Raw genomic sequence first — 19087 nt, 5'->3', positions numbered from 1 at the left:
AAGGACGGCAGGCGGGTCAAGGATTGGCTAGGTATCTACAACAACAAAGGACACGGACATGGCACATTTCGAACTGATCAACCAAGTAGCACCCAACGCGGTCATCAAGGTCATCGGTGTCGGCGGCGGCGGCGGCAACGCGGTGGCGCACATGGTCAACAGCGGCGTCGAGGGGGTGGAGTTCATCACCGCCAACACCGACTCGCAGGCGATCAAGAACTGCGGCGCCAGCATCCAGCTCACCCTCGGCAGCAATGTCACCAAGGGGCTGGGCGCGGGCGCCAACCCGGAAGTCGGCCGTCAGGCCGCGCTGGAAGACCGCGAGGCGATCATCGACGCGCTGCAGGGCGCGGACATGGTGTTCATCACCGCCGGCATGGGCGGCGGTACCGGCACCGGCGCGGCGCCGGTGGTCGCGCAGCTGGCCAAGGAGATGGGCATCCTGACGGTGGCGGTGGTGACCAAGCCGTTCCCGTTCGAGGGTCGCCGCCGCATGCAGGTGGCGCAGAAGGGCATCGAGGAGCTGAGCCAGCACTGCGACTCGCTGATCACGATCCCGAACGAGAAGCTGATCACCGTGCTCGGCCGCAACGCGACCATGATCCAGGCCTTCCGCGCCGCCAACGAAGTGCTGCAGGGCGCGGTGCAGGGCATCGCCGACCTGATCGTCAGCCCGGGGCTGATCAACGTGGACTTCGCCGACGTACGCACGGTGATGAGCGAGATGGGGCTGGCGATGATGGGCACCGGCGTGGCCCGCGGCGACGACCGCGCGCAGGCTGCGGCCGAGGCGGCGATCCGCAACCCGCTGCTGGACGATGTCAACCTGCATGGCGCCAACGGCGTGCTGGTCAACATCACCTCCGGCACCGACCTGACCATGGCCGAGTTCGACGAGATCGGCCGCGTGGTCAGCGAGTTCGCCTCGGAGGATGCCACCGTCATCATCGGCACCTCGCTGGATCCGGCGATGCAGGACGAGGTCAAGGTCACCGTGGTCGCCACCGGCCTCAGTCGCGCGGCGGTGCGCCAGGCGCCGGTGGAGGGGCATCTGCGGTCCAGCCGGTTCGATGCCAGCCAGGAGCGTCCGCGGCGCCCGCAGGTGGAGCTGATCAACACCCAGGGCAAGCGCGACGGCACCACCGGGCTGCCGATCGATGCGATCGCGGACGGCTATTCGGCGGCGCCCGCCTCCAGCCTCGCCAGCGCATTGCGGCGCAACGCAGACGCGGCGCCAGTCGCCGTGGAACTGCCGAAGGACGACTATCTGAACATCCCGGCGTTCTTGCGCCGACAGGCGGACTGAGCCTGCCGCGACCCCGCAGGGCGAAGGGTCCGTGTCCGATTGCCGCCGGGGGCCGCCCCGGCGGGACTTGGGTCGGCCAGCCGTGCGCTGGCCGGCCATTTCCTCCGCCGCGTACGGTCGGCCGCAGGCAGGCAGTGTCGGCATTGACGCAACGCAGCGTTTACGTTCAGGTTCAGCCGGAGGCGTGCTAAAGTGCGCCGATGTTACGCCAGCGCACCCTCAAGAACGTCATCCGCGCCACTGGCGTAGGCCTGCACGGCGGCCAAAAAGTCTTCCTGACGCTGCGTCCGGCGCCGGTGGAGACCGGCATCGTATTTCGCCGGGTCGATCTGCAGCCGGTGGTGGAGATCCCCGCGCGCGCCACCCTGGTGACCGAGACCACGTTGTGCACCGGCTTGAGCCGCGACGGCGCCAAGGTGCAGACGGTGGAGCATCTGCTCTCGGCGTTGGCCGGGCTGGGCATCGACAACGCCTACGTCGAGCTGACCGCGCCGGAGGTGCCGATCATGGACGGTTCGGCCGGGCCGTTCGTGTTCCTGCTGGAATCCGCCGGGATCCTCGAGCAGGATGCGCCCAAGCGCTTCCTGCGTATTCGCAAGCCGGTCGAGGTGCGCGATGGCGACAAGTTCGCCCGCTTCGAGCCATACGACGGCTTTCGCCTCGAGTTCACGGTCAAGTTCGACCATCCGGCCATCCCGGAGGCACTGTCGCGCGCCACCCTGGACTTCTCCACCGGCAACTATATCCACGAGGTCAGCCGCGCGCGCACCTTCGGCTTCATGCGCGACCTCGAATACATGCGCGAGCGCAACCTGGGGCTGGGCGGCTCGATGGACAATGCCATCGTGCTGGACGACTTCCGGGTGCTGAACGAGGACGGCCTGCGCTACGCGGATGAGTTCGTGCGCCACAAAATCCTCGACGCGGTGGGCGATCTCTACCTGGCCGGGCATCCCATCCTCGGCGCCTATCAGGGCTACAAGTCTGGGCACGCGCTGAACAACCAGCTGGTGCGCACGCTGCTGGCCGATGCCGAGGCCTGGGAGGAAGTGAGTTTCACCGACCCGGCGCAGGCAGCGCCGGGGTATGGGCTGGCCCTGGCGCCAGCGAGCGCGTGAGGCGAAGGCCGGCCGCGGCAACGCCTCGCAGGCCCGACCACCACCCGTGGGGCGGCCGATGAGCCCGTCGAGACATGCTGCCTGCGTGCGCGGCCATCACGATTTTTCGGCGGGGTTGCTCGCGGCTGGAGGGGCGTCGCGAGCCGCTGCGGCCCGTTCGGCAGACATCCGGCGTTCTGGCGGATCGATCGCGCGCAGCAGGGCCAACGCGGCCTGCAGGCCGGAGCGGGTGGCTGGCGAGACGCGTGCGGCGGGCGCCGCCGGAGGCAGCTGCGGCGGCGGACTCACCTTGATGCTGATCGCATCCACCTCCACCCCGAGCGCGCGCGCCGCGGCGATCAGTGTGGGCGTGACCATGCGCAGTCGGGTGTGCCAGGCGGCGGTGTCTGTCAGGAGCACCAGCCGCCGCCCGCGCACGTTGGCCAGGCGCACGTGCGGCGCCAGATCTGCGGGCAGATGTGGCCGCAGCAGCTGGTCCAGCGCGCGCAGCCATTGCGCGCGGCGCAGGGTGTCCCGGCTGGAGGCGCCGGTCAGCAGCACTTCCAGCGCGGTGCGCGCGGCGGGGCTGGGCGAGGAGCGGGAAAGGGGCATGCCGGCATGACCAGAACGAACCAGGCACACGATACTCCGCGCCGCGCATTCGCGCAGGCTTGGGGTCTGCCGGGCTGGATCTGGCAGCGGCCATGGGCCGCGCTGGCGCTGTTGCTCGGCGCTGGCATGCTGTGCGGTGCGGGGGTGCGCGGCGGAGGCGGTTGGGTCCAGAGCATGCAGGCAGCGGCGGTCACCGCCGCCGGCGTGCATAGTCCGCCGCAGCGCAGGGTGCAGGCGTGCGGGCAGGGCCAGACCTCAGCGGCGAGCCGGGCGCTTGCGCGATTGCCGAATGAGCGTTGCGTGCAGCCTGCCGGTGGCGCGGGCGGCGCCCGCGACTGGCAGGAGGGGGTCGTGCGCGATCCGCGCACGTTGTTCGGCCACAACGCGGCGCTGGCGCGGCACGGGCCGGTCGCCGCCTGACGACGCTGGGTGCGCCGACACGGCAGGCCGCGACCCGCTAAACTTGAAGATTCCCGATCGCCGGGCTTGCCGCGGTCGGGCGCATTGCCGTCCACATCTACGATGCCGCGCCGCAGGCGCCCATCCCGCAGGGATTGCCCCACCGATGCTCAATAGTTTGCTCACCAGTATTTTCGGCAGCCGCAACGAACGGTTGCTCAAGCAGTACGGCGCCGTGGTCAAGAAGATCAACGCGCTGGAACCGCAGATGCAGGCGCTCTCCGACGAGGCGCTGAAGGCCAAGACCGCCGAGTTCAAGGCCCGCATCGCCAAGGGCGAGTCGCTCGACAAGCTGCTGCCCGAAGCGTTCGCGGTCTGCCGCGAAGCCTCCGTGCGCGTGTTCGGCATGCGCCATTTCGACGTGCAGCTGATCGGCGGCATGGTGCTGCACGACGGCAAGATCGCCGAAATGCGCACCGGCGAGGGCAAGACCCTGACCGCCACCCTCGCGGTTTATCTGAACGCGCTGGAAGGCAAGGGCGTGCATGTCGTCACCGTGAACGACTATCTGGCCCGCCGCGACGCGGCCCAGATGGGCAAGCTCTACAACTGGCTGGGGCTGTCGGTCGGGGTGATCTATCCCGGCATGAACCACGCCGACAAGGCCCCCGCCTATGCCTGCGACATCACCTACGGCACCAACAACGAATTCGGGTTCGATTACCTGCGCGACAACATGGCGTTGGCCAAAGAAGACCGCGTCCAGCGCGGTCTGCATTACGCCATCGTGGACGAGGTGGATTCGATCCTGATCGACGAAGCACGCACTCCGCTGATCATCTCCGGCCCGGCCGACGAATCGCCGGAGCTGTACGTGAAGGTGGATGCGATCGTGCCGTCGCTCGTGCGCCAGGAGACCGAGGAATCCGAGGGCGACTACTGGGTGGACGAGAAGCAGAAGCAGGTGCATCTGTCCGAAGTCGGCCAGGAGCATGCCGAGGCCTTGCTGCGGCAGGCAGGCGTGTTGGGCGAAGACGAGAGCCTGTATGCCGCGCACAACATCCATCTGGTGCACCATCTCAATGCGGCCCTGCGCGCGCATGCGATCTACCAGCGCGACGTCGATTACATCGTGCGCGACGGCGAGGTGATCATCGTCGATGAGTTCACCGGTCGTACCCTGCCGGGGCGGCGCTGGTCGGATGGTCTGCACCAGGCGGTGGAGGCCAAGGAGCGGGTGCCGGTACAGCGCGAGAACCAGACCCTGGCGTCGGTGACGTTCCAGAATCTGTTCCGCATGTACAAAAAGCTCGCAGGCATGACCGGCACCGCCGATACCGAGGCCTACGAGTTCCAGAGCATCTATGGATTGGAAGTGGTGGTGATCCCGACCCACCGCCCGATGATCCGCAAGGATCATTCCGATCTCGTGTTCCTCAACAAGGCGGGCAAATACCGCGCGGTGATCCGCGACATCCAGGACTGCGTCGCGCGCGGCCAGCCGGTGCTGGTCGGCACCACGTCGATCGAGGTCTCCGAGCTCTTGAGCGAGCAACTGCGCCAGCTCGGCATTCCGCACGAGGTGCTCAATGCCAAGCAGCATGAGCGGGAGGCGCACATCGTGGCGCAGGCCGGTCGTCCGGGAGCGGTGACCATCGCTACCAACATGGCCGGCCGCGGCACCGACATCGTGCTCGGCGGTTCGCTGGACGCCGAGCTGGCAGCGCTCGGGCCGGAGGCGTCTGACGCCGAGAAGGAGCGGGTGAAGGCCGAATGGCAGCAGCGCCACGACGCGGTGGTCGCCGCCGGCGGTCTGCACATCATCGGCACCGAACGCCACGAATCGCGCCGCATCGACAACCAGCTGCGCGGCCGTTCCGGACGCCAGGGCGATCCGGGATCGAGCCGCTTCTATCTGTCGCTGGAAGACAACCTGATGCGCATCTTCGCCGCCGACTGGGTGAAGAAGGTGATGGAGCGCATGGGCCTGAAAGAGGACGACATCATCGAGTCGCCGCTGGTGACCCGCCAGATCGCCAATGCCCAGCGCAAGGTCGAGGCGCACAACTTCGACATCCGCAAGAATCTGCTGGAATTCGACGACGTCAACAACGATCAGCGCAAGGTCATCTACCAGCAGCGCAACGAGCTGCTGGAGGCCGACAGCATCAAGGACAACATCGACGGCATCCGCCATGACGTGGTGGCGGATACCGTGGCCCGCTTCGTGCCGCCGGAGTCGATCGACGAGCAGTGGGATCTGCCCGGGCTGGAGGCGGAGCTGGCATCCGAGTTCGGGCTGCAGCTGGATCTGGTCGGATTCGTCAAGGGTCGCGAAGAGGTGGATGCCGCGCAGATCCTGGAGTTCGTGCAGCAGGCGATGGCAGCGCTGTTCGCCGAGAAGGAGGCGCAGATCGGCAGCGAGACCATGCGCATGCTGGAAAAGCACGTGATGCTGAACGTGCTCGACCAGAACTGGAAGGAGCATCTGGCGCGCATGGATTACCTGCGCCAGGGCATCCACCTGCGCGGCTATGCGCAGAAGCAGCCCAAGCAGGAATACAAGCGGGAGGCGTTCGAGCTGTTCACCGAACTGCTGGAGCGGGTCAAGCGCGAAGTCATTTCGCTGCTGGCGCGCATTCGCGTGCGCAGCGAGCAGGAGGTGGCCGAGGCCGAGGCGCAGGAGCGCGCCCGCGCCGAGGCGGTCGCGCGGCAGATGCAGTTCCAGCATCCCGCCACGGGCGGACTTGGCGCCGACGAGGAAGCGGCGGAAGTCCAGTTGCGGCAGCTGATCGCCTCCGGCCGGATCGGCCGCAACGATCCGTGCCCGTGCGGCAGCGGCAAGAAGTTCAAGCACTGCCATGGACAGCTGGCCTGAGCCAGACGCTCTGTCGATCCTCCCGGCGACGTGCCGGGAGCGCGGGTGGCAAGTCGGGTGGCGGCAAGGATGAGCGCGGCGCCGGTGCACGTGGTAGCTGCGGTGCTGCGCGATGCGCGCGGGCGGATCCTGCTGACCCGGCGCACCGAGGGGCGCGACCTCGCCGGCCTGTGGGAGTTTCCCGGCGGCAAGGTGGAGCCAGGAGAGACCCCAGAGGATGCGTTGCGGCGCGAGCTGCGCGAGGAACTGGAGATCGAGGCCGAGGTCGGCGCCCCGGTCGCCTGCGTGGAGGCCGACAGTCCCGGCAAGCGGGTGCGGCTGGACGTGCGCGAGGTGCGCTTCCGTGGCAAGCCGCGCGGTGCCGAGGGCCAGGCACTGGCCTGGGTGCCGCTGCACAAGCTGCCGGACTACCCGATGCCGCCGGCGGATCGACCGGTGGTCGAGCGTCTGCTCGAGGGCGCAGCCGGCTGAAGCGGCGCGCGTGCGCTCAGGCTGCCGCCAGCCGCCGGTATAGCCGATCCATCGCTGCGACCTGCGCGAGCAACGCTTCCGGCGTGCCGTCGTTGCGGATCACGTCGTCGGCGATCGCCAGCCGCTGCGCGCGGCTGGCCTGCGCCGCCAGCATGCGCCTGGCCAGCCCGGCGTCGATACCGTCACGCGCCTGCAGGCGCGCCAGGCGCGTCGTTTCGTCGGCGTCGATCACCAGGATGCGGCGCAGCCAGGGGTATGCGCTGCGACCGCCGACCTCGGCCAGCAGCGGAATCGAGGCGATCGCATACGGGCTGGCGGCGGCCTGACAGGCGGCGTGCAGGGCGGCACGCACGCGCGGATGCACGATGCCTTCGAGCACGCGCTTGGCCTGGGCATCCGCGAAGATCCGCCGCCGCATCGCCGCACGGTCGAGGCTGCCGTCCGCGGCGAGCACCTCCGAACCAAACGCCGCCACCACCTCGTCCAGCCCGGCGCTGCCTACGGCCAGCGCCGCGCGCGCGGCGGCATCGGCATCCGTCACGACGATTCCCAACGCCTGAAACGCCGATTCTGCAAGGCTCTTGCCGGAGGCAACACCGCCGGTCAGGCCGATCACATAGGCGCTCATCTGGATATCGAGGGGTCAGGCCAGCCCGGCCCAGCGCAGGTACAGCCGCACCAGGTCAGGGCCCCACATGAAGCTGATCCAGCCGGCGATGGCCAGATATGGACCGAACGGGATCGGAGTGGCCTTGTCGCGGCCCTGGGCGAGCAGCCACAGCGAGCCGACCACCGCGCCGACCAGCGAGGACAGCAGGATCGTCGGCAGCACCCCGGCCAGCCCGGTCCAGGCGCCGATCGCGGCCAGCAGCTTGAAATCGCCGTGGCCCATGCCTTCTTTGCCGGTGAGCTGCTTGAACACCCAGTACACCGACCACAGGCTGAGATAGCCGGCCATCACGCCCAGCACGGCTGGCTTGAGCGGCACGTACAGATGCTCCATCGCCGCCACCAGGCCCAGCCACAGCAGCGGCAGGGTGAGCTGGTCGGGCAGCAGGCGCGTGCGCAAGTCGATCCCGGCCAGCGCGATCAGATAGCTGGTGAACAGCAGCGCGCCAAAGCCCTTCCAGCCGAATCCGAAGCGCCAGACGCAGGCCAGGAACAGCAGCCCGGTCAGCAGTTCGACCAGCGGGTATTGCAGCGAGATCGGGGTCTTGCAACTGCGGCAGCGCCCGCCTAGGGCCAGCCAGCTCAGCAGCGGGATGTTCTCGTACCACGCCAGCTGATGGCCGCAATGCGGGCAATGCGAGCGCTCGACCACCACGCCGGGCGGCGGCGGCTCGTAGAGTTCGGGGATCTCCAGGATCTCGCGCGCCTCGCGCTTCCACTGCCATTCCAGCCGGCGCGGCAGGCGCAGGATCACCACGTTGAGGAAGCTGCCCACCAGCAGGCCGAGCCCGGCCGCAGCGGGATAGCCGAGGCCGGGGTGCGCGTCGAGAAATGCCATCTGCCGTATGTGCCCTGCGCTTACATCACGGTCATCGCGATCTTGAAGATCGGCAGGTACATGGCCACGACGATCGAGCCGACCAGCCCGCCGATCACCACCATCACCATCGGTTCGATCAGGCTGGACAGGGCATCCACCGTGTTCTTGACCTCTTCCTCGTAGAACTCGGCCACCTTGAACAGCATCGAGTCGAGAGCGCCGGCCTCCTCGCCGATCGCGGTCATCTGCACCACCATGTGCGGGAACAGGCCGACCTGCTTCATCGCCACGTTGACCGGATAGCCCACCGCGACGTCGTCCTTCATCTTGTGTACGGCCTGCTCGTACACCACGCTGCCGGTGGCGCCGGCCACGCTGTCCAGCGCCTCCACCAGCGGCACGCCGGCCTTGAAGGTGACGGCCAGGGTGCGGGCGAAGCGGGCGATCGCCGATTCGTGCAGCACCTTGCCGATCACCGGCAGCTTGAGCATGAGCCGGTCGACGGTATAGCGCAGGCGATCGGAGCGCTTGTAGCTGAAGATGAAAAAGCCGATCCCGGCGGCGGCGATGAGGCCGATCAGCCAGAACCACTTCACCAGGATGTCGGAGATGCCGAATACCAGGTTGGTGAAAGCCGGCAGGTCGGCACCGAAATCGGCGAAGGTTTCCTTGAAGATCGGCACCACATAGATCATCAGCACGGCGCAGACGATGATCGCCACCGCGATCACCGCCGCCGGATAGAACAGCGCCTTCTTGATCTTGCCCTTGATGCTCTCGATGTTTTCCTTGTAGTCGGCGATGGTCTCCAGCACCGTCTCCAGCACGCCCGAGGCCTCGCCGGCGCGCACCAGGTTGCGGTAGAGCTCGTCGAACTGCACCGGGAACTGGCTCATGGCCTCGTAGATCGAGGAACCGCCCTCGATGTCGTTGCGCAGGCTGTTGACCATCTTCTTCATGGCCGGGTTCTTGTTGCCGCCGCCGATGATCTCCAGCGCCTGCACGATCGGCACGCCGGATTTCATCATGGTGGCGATCTGGCGGCTGAACACGGCGATGTCACGCGAGCTGATCTTTTTGGTCGCGCCGCCGAACAGCGGTTTCGGCTTGGGCTTGACCATGATCGGGTTGATGCCCTGCTTGCGTAGCTCGGCACGCAGCAGATTGGCGTTGCGCGCCAGCTGCTCGCCTTTCATGATCTTGCCGCGCTGGTCACGGCCCTGCCAGACGAACTCTTCCAGGGGGTTCAGGCGGCGGGTTTCGGCTTTCTCGCGGGCTTTGTTGATCGCGGCTCTGCGTGCGGACATGGGGCTCCCCTTCAATCCTTGGTGACGCGGTTGATCTCGACCAGGCTGGTGATCCCCTGTTTCACCTTGTCCAGCGCGGAGCGCCGCAGGTCGCGGACGCCGCTGCGCAGGGCGGCCTCGGTCAGTTGCTGGACATTACCACCGGCCAGCACGATTTGCTGGATTTCCTCGGTCATCGGCATGACCTGGTAGATACCGATGCGGCCTTTGTAGCCTTCGGTGCAGTCCGGACAGCCCACCGCCTCGTACACGGTGATGCCGGCGTGGACCTCGTCCGGCGTGAACCCCTCCGCCAGCAGCGCGTGTTCGGGCAGGTGCACGGCGCGCTTGCAGTCGTGCAGGCGGCGCACCAGGCGCTGGGCGATCACCAGGTTGACCGCGCTGGTGATGTTGTAGGGCGCAATCCCCATGTTCATCAGGCGGGCGATGGTCTGCGGGGCGTCGTTGGTATGCAGGGTGGACAGCACCATATGGCCGGTCTGGGCCGCCTTGATGGCGATCTCCGCGGTTTCCAGATCGCGGATTTCGCCGACCATGATCACGTCCGGGTCCTGGCGCAGGAAGCTGCGCAGCGCGGCAGCGAAGGTCATGCCTTGCTTGGCGTTCTGCTGCACCTGGTTGACGCCCTGCAGGCGGATTTCCACCGGGTCTTCGACCGTGCTGATGTTGCGGGTCTCGTCATTGAGGATGCCGAGCGCCGTATACAGGCTCACCGTCTTGCCCGAGCCGGTGGGGCCGGTCACCAGCACCATGCCGTAGGGTTTGTGGATGTTCTCCAGGAACAGCTTCTGCTGTTCCGGCTCGTAGCCGAGCTTATCGATGCCGATCCTGGCGGCGTTGCCGTCCAGGATGCGCAGCACGATCTTCTCGCCGAACATGGTGGGCAGGGTGCTGACGCGGAAGTCCACCTGCTTGCCCTTGCTCAGATTCAGCTTGATGCGGCCGTCCTGCGGCACCCGCTTTTCGGCGATGTCCAGCTTGGCCATCACCTTCAGGCGCGCGGCGATGCGGGCGTGCAGCTTCACCGGCGCTTTTTTGTATACGCGCAGGATGCCGTCGATACGGAAGCGCACCCGGTATTCGGTTTCGTAAGGCTCGAAATGGATGTCGGAAGCGCCGCGCCGGATGGCCTCCGTCAGCGCCTTGTTGACGAACTTGACGGTCGGCGTGTCCTCGCCCTTGGCATCGATCCCGGCATCGCTGCCGAAGTCGTCATCGGCGTCGCCGAATTCCAGGCCTTCCAGCCCCTCGGCGTCATCCAGATCCTCCTCCAGCGCATTGGCCGCCTCCTGCCACAGCTCGAGACAGCGCCGGATCTGGTCGGCGTCCACCAGGATCGGCTCCACCGCCAGATTGGTGTGGAACTTCAGGTCCTCCAGCGCGCGATTGTTAGTTGGATCTGCCGTGCCGACGAACAGCCGGTTGCCACGCTTGAACAGCGGCAGCACGTTGTGCTTGTGCAGCAGTTCCTCCTTGACCAACGACATGGCGGTGTAGGCCGGGTCGATCGCCAGCGCGTCCACCAGCGGCATGCCGAACTCCACGCAGTTGGCGGCCGCCAGCGCCGCCGGAGATACCAGCCGGCGTTCGGCCAGATAGGTGGCCAGCGGCGTCTTTTCGGCGGTGGCGGCTTCCATGGCACGCCGCGCCGTAGCCTCGTCCAGCGCGCCGTCCAGCACCAGGCGGCGGGCGATGCCGGTGATGCCCATCAGATTCGGAGTGGTGGCGGTGTTCATTGGTCAGAAGCCCTCCCGCAGCATTGGCGGGACTTTAGCGTAAACGCCGGGATTTCCGCACGCGATTGCAGAGTGACGGGGAACGTTTGCGATATGGGGCATCGCCCGCGCGGGCATCAGCGCAGGTCGCGGCAGTCGTACAGGTAGTAGGTGCGGGTGGGTTCCTCCGCCAATCCGAGCCGCACGGTCCACTGCCCCAGCGCGGGCGGCGACTGGCGATAGGGCAGGATCAGATAATCCGGCGCGGGCGCGGCGGAAGTCCCTGGCGCACAGACCGCGCGCAGCGCCGCCGAGGAAATCCGGCACGGCGCCTTGGCCTCCGGTACGGCGGACGTCGCGGGAGCATCCAGGCATTTCTGCACGTCCTGGCGCAGGGGGCGCAGGCGGTCCATGCGGGCACGTGCATCGGCTGCCGCCCCCGGGCTGAATACCAGCCCGCTGAGCTGCTGCGGGCTGTAGTAATCGGCCCGGTTGATGACCAGCCAGTTGGCGACTGAACTGGCACGTTCCCAGTACACCTGCGCGTGCTCGGGCAGCGGCACTCCGAACAGGCCCGGCCGGAAGGGATGCGCTTCCAGCGCTTTGTACAGGGCTGGCCGGGCGTCCCAGCGCAGCCCGGCATAAGCGCAGAAGGGCAGCAGCAGGCCCAGCAGGACGAGTCGGCCCGCGCGCGCGGCGCGCTGCCATAGCGCGCTTCCCGCCAGGGCCAATGTCAAGGTCAAGGCAGGAAATGTGAAAAACGCGCGATCGAAAGGCACTTGAGCCAGTTGCCGGTGCGCCTTCACGAACTCCGCATGCACCCCCGCGATGTAATCCAGGAAAAACAGAAGCACGGCGAGCAGGCAGCCGGCGCCGACGAGCCGCTGCAGGGCAGGGCGCAGGCGAGGCTGGAGGTGTGGCCAGAAAACGTAGAGCAGCCCGAACGGCATCCATGCCCAGCCCGGGCGACCGTAGGCGAGAGTCACGACCAGCGCCAGAAGCAGCAGGCGCGGCGTGTCGCGTGCGCTCAGGTCGCGCTGGATCAGTGCGCCCACAGAGGCCATCGCCAGCCAGTGCGCCAGCCAGTGGGCGCGCCAGAGCTGCAGACCGGCCGGCAGCGCCAGCCGCAGCACATCTGCCAAGACATAGCTGGTCGCCAAGGCCAGCGGCATGGCGATCGCGGCCGCCAGGCTCCAGCGGCGCAGCGGAGGCGGTTGCGTACGCGCCACGTGCAGCAGCACCAAAAGATCGAATGCCAGGGTCTGGAAATCCTCGGCGCGCCAGCCACCGACGAACAGATGCCGGCTGAACTGGTAGGCCAGTTTGTAGGTAGCCGCGTCGAGTGGATGCAGCAGCCCATCGAAAGGGGCAATCCCCGCTAGCCCGAGTACGAATGGGATCGGTGCCAGCCAGAGCGCGTGCAGCCAGCGGCGGTCCGCCAGGGCCAGCCATAGCCAGAATACGAGTGCTGCGCCCAGCGCCTGCAGCGGGTGCAGCAGTCCGGCGGCCAGCAGGCAGGCCGCCGCGGTCCGCAGGCGTTGTCGAGTCAGCAGCGCCAGCGCCAGCAGGCACAGCGATTCGGCATACCCCCGCGGGGTGAAGAAGGGTTCGCCGTAGCCGAAGATCCGATAGGCCCCGTAGGCAGTCGGCAGACATAGCAGCGCCAGCCAGGGCAGCCAGCGCTGGCCAGGGGGCAGGAGCGCGCGCAATGCCAACCAGCTGGTTGCGGCGAACAGCAGCAGGCCGAGAATCGTGCCGGCCATGAATAGCTGAGATGCATCTGCTCCAGCGGCCAGGAGCGCTGCCACCAGGTGCGGAAAGGCGGTATAGCGGCCCTGGCTGCCGTGCGCGAAGAACAGATCGTGATCGAGGATGTCCGGCAGGCGCAGACGCAAGGCCTCGCCCAGGTACAGCACGGAATCATGATCGATCCCGAAATAGGCCTGGGTCATGAACAGGAGGCCCAGCCCGAGCGCAGCCCCCGCCACGGGGGTCAGGACGGAGCGATCGGCATGCGCGTTCATCGGGGCGGCACCGGATCCTTGGATGCAGAGGTGGCGTGAGACAGTGATTGCAGAATGGTCGGACAGGCATACAGCCAGAACGTGGCGGCCGTGTCGCCAGTGACCGGGTCTGCAATGCGCCAGCGGCCCAGCGCCGGCGGATCCTGCCGATAGGGCAAGACGAGGTAATCCGGTGGCGGGCTGCGGCCCGGGCGGCAGGCCCGATACAGGGTGGCGTTGCTGATCCGGCAATGCGCCCGCTCCTGTGCCGGAACCGAGCGATCCTGACAGTACATGTCTTCTTCGATCACATCGCGCATGCGTTCGAGGCGGCGACGGCCTTCCTCGGGCGTGCCGCGATTGAACACCGAGCCTGCCAGCTGCCAGGGGCTGAAGTAATCGGCGCGCTGCAGCGCGACCCATACGGCCGGATACATCGGCAGATCCCAGAATACCTGCGCCCGTTCCGGCAGCGGCGTGCCGAACAGGGCCGGATTGAAGGACTGCGCCTCGATCGCGCGGGCGACGGGGGAGCGCGCGTCCCAGCGCGCCGCGCCGATGATCGCCAGCAGTGCCGCCAGACCCGTCAAGGCGGCACGCTGCCAGACGGTGCGGCAGCGATTCCATGACCACAGGCCAAGCAGACCCAGGCCCATCCCGATCAGCGGGAAGGCCAGGATGCGGCGGTCGATGGCATACAGATCGAAGCGGTAGTGCGCCAGGCGGAACGGCAGCCATTCTTCCGCCACGTAGAAGGCCAGCAGGCCGAGCATGGTCAGCCAGGCCAGCGCGACGAGGGTTCTGCGAAACAGCGGCGTCATCCGAGGCGCAAGCGATGGCCAGGCCGCGTACACGCCCAGAATCGGGATCCAGGTCCAGAGAAAGCCGCTGCTGACCATCAGCACGGCCAGCGCCAGCACGGAAGCGCGGCCGCCCGCGCGCTGCGCCAGATCGCGTTGCAGCAGCACGCCGACGGCTGCGTTGGCGAGCAGATGCGCCAGCCACTGCGCGCGCCAGAGCTGCAGCGCGGTGGGCAAGGCCAGATGCAGGCCATCGACCAGCACCAGGCTGGCCGTGCAACCCAGCAGCAGACCGATCAGCGCCGCCAGGCACCAGCGCCCGAAGGCATCGCGCAGCTGCCAGGCGGCATAGCCCAGCAGCAGCACGTCGAATGCAAGCGTCGCCCAGTCGGAGGGGTACCAGTGCGTGATGAACAGCTGCCGGGTGAAATCGGCCAGATCCTGATACCAGGCAGGATCCAGCACCCGATACAGATCGGCGAACGGTTTGATCGGTGTGAAGCCGAGCAGCAGCATCGGCAGCCCCAGCCAGGCCAGGTGCAGCCAGCGGCGATCTTGCATCACCAGCCACGGCCAGGCGATCAGGCTGGCACCCAAGGCCTGCAACGGATGCAGCGCGCCGGCCACGGCCAGGACGAGCGCCGCCCACCCCCATCGGCGCCCGACCAGCAGGGCCAGCGCCAGCAGGCTGAGGGCTTCTGCCAGCGGGCGTCCGGTCAGGAACGGCTCGCCGTAGGTGAAGACCACGATGACTCCGTACATGCCGTGCAGGGTGATCACCGCCAGCCACGCCCAGGCCCGCTGCGGGAATGGCAGCAGACGCCGCAGGAACAGCCATGTGGCCGCGGCGAACGCGAGCAGCCCGAGCAGTGCGCCGAGCATGAACAGCATTGGCAGGCTGACGTAGGGCGCAAGCTGCGCCAGCAGCCAGGGCAACAGGGTGTAGCTGCCCTGGCTACCGAAGGCGAAGAACAGGTCCTGCCCGAAGATGTCCGGCCGCAGCCGGAACAGGGTCAACCCGAAGTAGATCGAGCTGTCGTGATTCACGCCGGGGTAGCGGTGGATCAGTAGGAGCAGTGCGGCACCCAGCAACCATCCTGCTGCCAGGGAGAGTTTTGTGTATGGACGCTGGGAGATCATCGTAAAGGCAAGGGTTTTTGTGGAGAGAAATATTGTGGGAGCACCCAAGCGCCGCACATCGCCCCTAGCTCGGTCACGGTGAAATGTCTATCATATATGCCTGACTGAAAATCACATTGATTTGGTGTGGAGAAATTTTTCGTCACGAAGTAAATCATTTCATTGCTCGAAGTCAGTAGCATCGCGATCAATGCTACTCGGGGCACCGTATGTTTGGTGCGCCAGGGTGAATCCAGCCAATGACGGATGGCGAGCACTGCGAGTAGGAAAACAGGTCCGATTCCTCCGCGCATGATTAAGTCGCCTTTGGGTCCAGTTGTCAGCGCCAGCACCAGAAGTGTCGCCAGGCTGATGAGAACGGGAGGGGTGCGCAGGTTTTGGCGGCCCAATAGAAGAAGCAGCGGTCCCAGCTCAATCAGGAACGCCAGCAGATATTTGGGCATCAGGAGGGTGCGCGGAAGCAATGAGTGAAAATCATAAGGCTTGGCCTGGGCGGCCCCGGCGAAATAGATGGCCGATATGGCTGCCATGGCTAAGAATGGCAGCAATGCGATGGCCGTGCGTGGTGAGCTAACGTTCCGGCTCTGCTTGTCCAGGATTGCCCAGGCGGCCAAGGGTGCAAGGCCTAGCATGGCAAACGGGGTCCACAGCAACAACAGGCACAAGGCTGCCACGATGCGCTGACGATAGCCTTCTGTACGGTCAAAGCCGATGAGTAAGGTTACCAGCATTCCAGGGACCGCCTGGGTGGGGGCCCAGACCAGTTGCGTCAATGGAGATGAGATCTGTAGTTGCAGTCCAAGCTTGTAAGCGGTGACCCACTCGGTCGTTTGCCCGATTTTGTGCGGAGCAAGTAGAAACTCGAGGCCAGAAGCGAGAACGGTGAGGAGTATTAGCAGCAGACCGCGCCGACGATCATTGCCCACCAGCGCCAGTAAGCTGCGGAATAGCAGGGAGAGGCCAAGTCCCAGCCACAAAGTAAGGGAAATAGCACCTGGCAGCCAGTTGAGCCAGTGGCTAATGAGTGCGGCGGGAAGATAAGCGGCGATGTAGTAGCGTAGCCAATAAATGTGTCCGTCGATAGAAGGATGCGGCGGCCACGGGGCGTCGGTCAGCAGGTCGAGCAGAGTCCAATGTTTGATCCAGTCGTACGTGTTGCCGCCGTACGGCAGGCCAGCCAGAATCAATAGCGCCAATGTTGGTAACAGTGCGATGAGCCAGCCGGTGCGCTGGATGGGTCCGGTTTGCCGGATCAGGCGCCACACCGACCAGCCAAGCAGGGGTGTTAGAAAGTAGGCGATCGGCAGGTCGATGAAGCCGATCAAAAATATCAAGTTTGGAATCGCCAGATAGATCAGGATTGGTCCGGCGATGTCGATGGGATTCGACTTTGACAATTGAACATTCGACATGAGAGGTCGAACAGGCGCGCCAGCGTCTGCCCCTTGATAGTTAGTACGTACGTTCCGGTGCTGGTCTGGATAATGGTGCCGGTAGCCTCTTGTTCGCTTAGGCGTTTTTCGACAGCGCCGTCCTCAAGGAAGTGTTCAGCAAACCAGGATTTGATCTCCTGTGATTGCATTTCCCCTCGTGCATTCAGGGCTTGCAGAAATTTGACCGAATAAGCGCGATCGACGGTCGTGGGGATGGTGAAGAAAAAACTGTAGCCCATGAAGAACCCAAGCAGCGCTTCCGGAACTCCCGTCTCGAAACCGCGCTGATGGATTGCGATGCTGGCGTGCAGGCAGGAAACAATGAGGGCGGTGAGTAGCCCTTGATAAAAGATGATTCCGGAAGGAAAGAGTCTGCGAATGATGATGAAGATAATGAGCTGCAGCGTGACTGACAGTAAGGCTGCTTTGAGGATGCTCATCCAGATTTTTCCTCGTGATATTCATCATCCACGTTGATCGCCCAGATCGCGGCCTTGTCCACGGTGCCGCTGGCGATCTGGCGCGCGGCTTCGCGCGCGGTCAGCATGGAGTGGTCCTGATTGTTGTAGCGGTGCATGCCGTTGCGGCCGATCAGGAACAGGTTGGGAATGGCATCCAATGCCGCCTGCAGCTCGCCGAAACGGGCATAGGCTTCGCCAAAGTAGCCGGGATACGCCTTGGGGACGCGCAGCACCAGGGAATCCTTGGGGGCCTCCGCCCGGATCAGGCCGATCTGCACCATTTCCCGGTGGGCCAATGCCTTCAGGGCATCGTCGTCCATCTGCCAGAGCGGGTCGGATTCCTTGCAGAAGAACTCCAGGCCCATCCATACGGTGGATGGGTCGGCCACCATGTACGGACTCCAGTTGTTGAAGATCTGCACGCGGCCGACATTGACCCCGGGCTCCTGGATGTAGATCCAGTTGTCGTCGAGCTGGCGCGGCAAGGCGCTGCGCGGGTACAGCAGGCCGACGGTGATGAAGTCGCGGTAGGACAGCCGGCTTGCGATTTCTCGCACGGCCGCCGGGAAAGCATCGCCGGCGGCCTGCACCAGCTCCTTGATCGGCATCGTGGACAGCACGTGGGTGCAGGCGAGCTCATGCGTGTGCCCCTGCGCGTCCCGGTAGCGCACGCCCTGCACGCGGCCTTCACGGATGTCCAGGCCCTCCACCCGGCATTGCATCCGCAGGCTTCCGCCCTGGGCGACGAACTTGCGGGCGGCGGTTTCCCACATCTGGCCGGGGCCGTACTTGGGATACAGAAAGCTCTCGATCAGTGACGTCTGTTCGGCCTTGCCGCCCAGCCCCAGCGCCTTCTTCAGCGCATGCGCGATGGCCTTGGTGATGGACAGGCTCTTGATGCGCTGCGCGCCCCAGGCCGCGCTGATTTCGCTGCAGGGAACGCCCCAGACCTTCTCGGTATATTCCTTGAAGAACTGCCGGTACAGCTTGTTGCCGAAGCGGTTGACCAGGAAATCTTCCAGCGAGGTTTCCGGCTTGCGCGGATTCAGACGCGCCCAGACATAGCTCAGGCCGAAGGTGAAGGTCTTCCACGGGCCGAGCTTGAGCAGGGTGTCTGGATTGAGCTTGAGCGGATAATCGAAAAAGCGCTTGTTGAAATAGATGCGCGAGAGCCGGCTGCGGATCAGCAGCACGTTCTCGTCGCTCTCGCGGGCCTCGGCGGTGGGCACGGAGGCGTTGGCACCCTGGTAGCGCAGCTCGCGCCCTACCTCGGGGTCGGCCGGCGCGGCCACCGGCAGCAGGGCGCGCCACCAGTCCATCACCCAGTCGGACTTGGAGAAGAAGCGGTGGCCGCCGATGTCGATGCGGTTGCCATGGTGCGCCACGGTGCGCGAGATGCCGCCGACCTGGGTATCGGCTTCCAGTACGGTGATGTTGCGAATGCCGGCGGCCTGTAGCTCCAGCGCGGCGGTCAGGCCGGCCGGGCCGGCGCCGATGATGACAATGGCGTGTTCGCCGTTTCCTTGTGGGTTCAAACCGGGCTCTCCGTGGCGGGGGCAATGCGGCGCGCAGCGGCAAACAGCAGCGCCTTGCGCACCAAGTAGTTGAAGGCGAAGGTGATGGCAGCGGCGGCCAGCTTGACCGCTTCCGGCAGCAGATGCAGTTCGGCGACCCCGACCCACAGCACCAGCTGGGTCACGCCGAGGCCAAGGATACCGATCGCAGCGAAGGTCAGAAACTCCAGCATCGGCGCGCGCGCAAGGGTGCGCTGGCGGAACACCCAGCGGATGCTCAGCAGATAGGCGATGAGTGCGCCCAACGTGAAGCCGGCAGTGGCGGCCAGCGCCAGCGGCAGGTGCAGCAGGCGAAGGCTCAACGAAAAGGTGGCGGTATCCACTGCCAGCGCGATCAGTGAGGCGATGAAATAGCGCGGCAGGTCGGAAGCCAGCAAACGGCGGAGCAGATTCATCTGTGCA

The 19087-nt window shown here is 65.9% G+C and carries 15 protein-coding genes and 1 pseudogene; 5 read left to right on the top strand and 11 right to left on the bottom strand.

Annotation, left to right across the window (positions count from 1 at the left end; genetic code table 11):
- The first annotated feature begins 58 nt into the window (after positions 1 to 58).
- Together ftsZ and lpxC are read left to right on the top strand one after the other, a co-directional pair.
- Positions 59 to 1306, top strand: coding sequence for a cell division protein FtsZ (gene ftsZ / locus ML342_RS09875; protein ID WP_240126875.1), 1248 nt, complete (start codon positions 59 to 61; stop codon positions 1304 to 1306).
- Between the two features lie 200 nt (positions 1307 to 1506).
- Entirely contained in the window at positions 1507 to 2424 is a 918-nt protein-coding gene (lpxC, locus tag ML342_RS09870; protein WP_240126874.1) for a UDP-3-O-acyl-N-acetylglucosamine deacetylase, read from the top strand.
- A gap of 96 nt (positions 2425 to 2520) precedes the next feature.
- Here the strand turns inward: lpxC and ML342_RS09865 are convergent, their stop codons facing one another.
- Complete coding sequence (locus ML342_RS09865; protein WP_240126873.1) at positions 2521 to 3015, bottom strand: DciA family protein; 495 nt, start codon at positions 3013 to 3015, stop codon at positions 2521 to 2523.
- 6 nt (positions 3016 to 3021) lie between these two features.
- Here ML342_RS09865 and ML342_RS09860 point away from each other — a divergent pair, with 6 nt between their 5' ends.
- The 3 genes and pseudogenes from ML342_RS09860 to mutT all read left to right on the top strand — a co-directional run.
- Entirely contained in the window at positions 3022 to 3435 is a 414-nt protein-coding gene (locus tag ML342_RS09860; protein WP_240126872.1) for a hypothetical protein, read from the top strand.
- Between the two features lie 145 nt (positions 3436 to 3580).
- Positions 3581 to 6292 carry a preprotein translocase subunit SecA gene (secA, locus tag ML342_RS09855; protein WP_240126871.1) on the top strand — a complete coding sequence of 904 codons (2712 nt, stop codon included), beginning with the start codon at positions 3581 to 3583 and terminating at the stop codon, positions 6290 to 6292.
- Positions 6293 to 6361: 69 nt separating this feature from the next.
- Positions 6362 to 6742 (top strand): annotated as a pseudogene (mutT, locus tag ML342_RS09850) (8-oxo-dGTP diphosphatase MutT); the annotation flags it as partial.
- A gap of 37 nt (positions 6743 to 6779) precedes the next feature.
- Here the strand turns inward: mutT and coaE are convergent.
- From coaE to ML342_RS09800, 10 genes are all read right to left on the bottom strand, one after another.
- Positions 6780 to 7391 (bottom strand): dephospho-CoA kinase, encoded by a 612-nt coding sequence (gene coaE, locus ML342_RS09845; RefSeq protein ID WP_240126870.1) that lies wholly within the window; start codon positions 7389 to 7391, stop codon positions 6780 to 6782.
- A 15-nt stretch (positions 7392 to 7406) separates the two neighbouring features.
- A complete protein-coding gene (locus tag ML342_RS09840; protein WP_240126869.1) occupies positions 7407 to 8270 on the bottom strand; it encodes a prepilin peptidase in 864 nt (287 codons plus the stop codon).
- A 20-nt stretch (positions 8271 to 8290) separates the two neighbouring features.
- Positions 8291 to 9559 (bottom strand): type II secretion system F family protein, encoded by a 1269-nt coding sequence (locus ML342_RS09835; protein WP_240126868.1) that lies wholly within the window; start codon positions 9557 to 9559, stop codon positions 8291 to 8293.
- Between the two features lie 11 nt (positions 9560 to 9570).
- Positions 9571 to 11295, bottom strand: a complete 1725-nt coding sequence (gene pilB, locus ML342_RS09830; protein ID WP_240126867.1) for a type IV-A pilus assembly ATPase PilB — start codon at positions 11293 to 11295, stop codon at positions 9571 to 9573.
- A gap of 116 nt (positions 11296 to 11411) precedes the next feature.
- On the bottom strand, positions 11412 to 13298 hold the full coding sequence (locus ML342_RS09825) for a hypothetical protein (protein ID WP_240126866.1): 1887 nt from the start codon (positions 13296 to 13298) through the stop codon (positions 11412 to 11414).
- Positions 13295 to 15217 (bottom strand): hypothetical protein, encoded by a 1923-nt coding sequence (locus ML342_RS09820; RefSeq protein WP_240126865.1) that lies wholly within the window; start codon positions 15215 to 15217, stop codon positions 13295 to 13297. The genes ML342_RS09825 and ML342_RS09820 overlap by 4 nt, the downstream gene beginning before the upstream one ends.
- Positions 15214 to 16614 carry a hypothetical protein gene (locus ML342_RS09815; protein ID WP_240126864.1) on the bottom strand — a complete coding sequence of 467 codons (1401 nt, stop codon included), beginning with the start codon at positions 16612 to 16614 and terminating at the stop codon, positions 15214 to 15216. Before ML342_RS09815 ends, ML342_RS09820 begins: the two co-directional genes overlap by 4 nt.
- Positions 16572 to 17090 (bottom strand): hypothetical protein, encoded by a 519-nt coding sequence (locus tag ML342_RS09810; RefSeq protein ID WP_240126863.1) that lies wholly within the window; start codon positions 17088 to 17090, stop codon positions 16572 to 16574. The genes ML342_RS09815 and ML342_RS09810 overlap by 43 nt, the downstream gene beginning before the upstream one ends.
- Complete coding sequence (locus ML342_RS09805) at positions 17087 to 18646, bottom strand: NAD(P)/FAD-dependent oxidoreductase (RefSeq protein ID WP_240126862.1); 1560 nt, start codon at positions 18644 to 18646, stop codon at positions 17087 to 17089. Before ML342_RS09805 ends, ML342_RS09810 begins: the two co-directional genes overlap by 4 nt.
- Positions 18643 to 19080, bottom strand: a complete 438-nt coding sequence (locus tag ML342_RS09800) for a GtrA family protein (RefSeq protein ID WP_240126861.1) — start codon at positions 19078 to 19080, stop codon at positions 18643 to 18645. The genes ML342_RS09805 and ML342_RS09800 overlap by 4 nt, the downstream gene beginning before the upstream one ends.
- Between the last annotated feature and the right edge of the window lie 7 nt (positions 19081 to 19087).

This window comes from Thermomonas alba, from assembly GCF_022419205.1.
Classification (GTDB): domain Bacteria; phylum Pseudomonadota; class Gammaproteobacteria; order Xanthomonadales; family Xanthomonadaceae; genus Thermomonas; species Thermomonas alba.
This window is presented reverse-complemented; position numbering and strand designations above follow the sequence as displayed.